1 protein-coding gene and 1 pseudogene are annotated in these 1,825 nt (G+C 35.2%); both read left to right on the top strand.

All coding sequences use genetic code 11. The annotated features are described in order from the left end of the window. Positions 1-764: 764 nt before the first annotated feature. A pseudogene (locus ACFIL8_RS09760) lies at positions 765-1,036 on the top strand (DNA translocase FtsK); the annotation flags it as partial. Between the two features lie 121 nt (positions 1,037-1,157). Continuing rightward, positions 1,158-1,766 (top strand): outer-membrane lipoprotein carrier protein LolA, encoded by a 609-nt coding sequence (locus ACFIL8_RS09765; protein ID WP_273790530.1) that lies wholly within the window; start codon positions 1,158-1,160, stop codon positions 1,764-1,766. Positions 1,767-1,825 lie beyond the last annotated feature (59 nt).

Raw genomic sequence — 1,825 nt, forward strand, 5'->3', positions numbered from 1 at the left:
GGGAAACGAGAAATTTTAGTGCCTGCTGAAGAAGAGCGCTTTTGAAAAATCTTTATAGTTGTTTTTTATAATACCTTGTAAAACAAGTGTTTATCCTATTGTTTCGTAGAAATTCTGCATTTTCATATACCAGCTCTCAATTTGCGATAGCTCCTTGGTACTTGAGACTCCTTATAAGGGGATTCTTTATCTTATATAACTTTTATCCATACACCAACCTTGCTTGTAACGTGCAAGCAAATGATTTGAATTGATTCAATATGAGAGAGTATGTGATGAGAGAATCTTATTGTCTTTGGCGTTATGATTTAAGTTAAAAAGATAAATTATTATAAATCAATATCTTGGTATAAAATAATGTTATTGCGAGGGTAGAGGGGGTAAAAGCATGTAAGGTTTGGTATTTAAGTGTCTTTTTAAGTGCGCTCTAAATATTTAGGGCAAGGCTGATCTGTCGAGTCTTAATATAAATGAATTATATGGGGTGGGAAGCTAAGTGAAATTTGCTAAACTCCAAACTGTTTACAGAGTGGTTCGGATGAAGATTTTTATTCTTTTGGGTGGGAAGGAAGTCAAAAAAGCATTTTTGATACTTAAAAGAGCTTTCAGGTTCGCGAGTAATATGTTTAGTCCTTAATCCATTATGTATTGACTATAATTTATGTTGCTTCATAGATTAGGGGTGGGAAAGAATATATTATGCGTTTAGAAAATCAGCAGATAAGCAGGAAAATTTGATGATTTCGGAAACATAAACGCAGACTGATTATTTGGAAACGATACCGAAAGAGATCGCAAGAAATAGAGGGATGTTTCTTTAGCTTTTTCTTTAGCAAATGATCTCTATTGTCAAGCTGTTGCTATTATGCTTCGTGATCGTAAGGCTTCAACTTCTTATATTCAATGTCGTTTAGGCATTGGTTATAACTGTGCTGCAACATTGATTGAAAGGATGGAAAAAGAAGGCATCATTAGTCCAGTAAATGATATGGGTAAGCAAAAAGTTTTGGAGGCTGTCGAAGAAGAATACTCTTGAAAATCTTTTGATATTTTTTTCAAACAATATCTTTATCTTATAAAGAAGGGTATTTATTCGTCGTTGATCACTTAAGTTATGAATTATAAAGTCAATTAAGTATTGCTTGGGAGCATTTTTTATGAAAACGTCTTTTTTACCGCAAAGAAGAATCTTTGGGTTGGTGGGAATTATTATCTTTTGGTGTTTAACTTTTCCTGTTTTTTCGCAAGTATCTAATAAAGTGATAAAGGCGCAAAATGTTGTGAATCACTTTGCGGCAATCAAAACAATGACAGGTGATTTTATTCAGTTTAGTCCAAAGGGAAAAATGTCTCAGGGGACATTTTATTTAGAGCGTCCAGGGAAAATTCGTTTCATTTACAAAAAAATGCCTTTACAAATTATTGCAGATGGCCAATTTGTGGGTATTAACAATCGGGCTTTGAATACTTGGAACTTTTCACAACTTTCGCAAACGCCAATGAAGTTTTTGTTGGATGATAAAATTGATGTATCTTCTGGGCGCTTGTTGGCATTTCGCGAAGATCCAGGGGCTGTGACGATTGTTCTGCGTGATAAAACGATTGGGGCAGGGCAAATAAGGATGGTTTTTGATTCTAAAGGCTCTGCTTTGCGGCAGTGGACAATTGTTGACCAACAAAATTTGGAAACTACTGTGCAGGTTATGAATGTGCGGACAGACGTCCGGTTCGCTAATGGGATGTTCACGCTTCCTTCGAAGAAATGAAGAAAGAGTGTTACGTCATTGGGATTAAAACAAATGTTCTTTCGTATTGCGACTTGGAA

This window comes from Bartonella sp. AP57NXGY (assembly GCF_042195805.1).
GTDB lineage: Bacteria > Pseudomonadota > Alphaproteobacteria > Rhizobiales > Rhizobiaceae > Bartonella.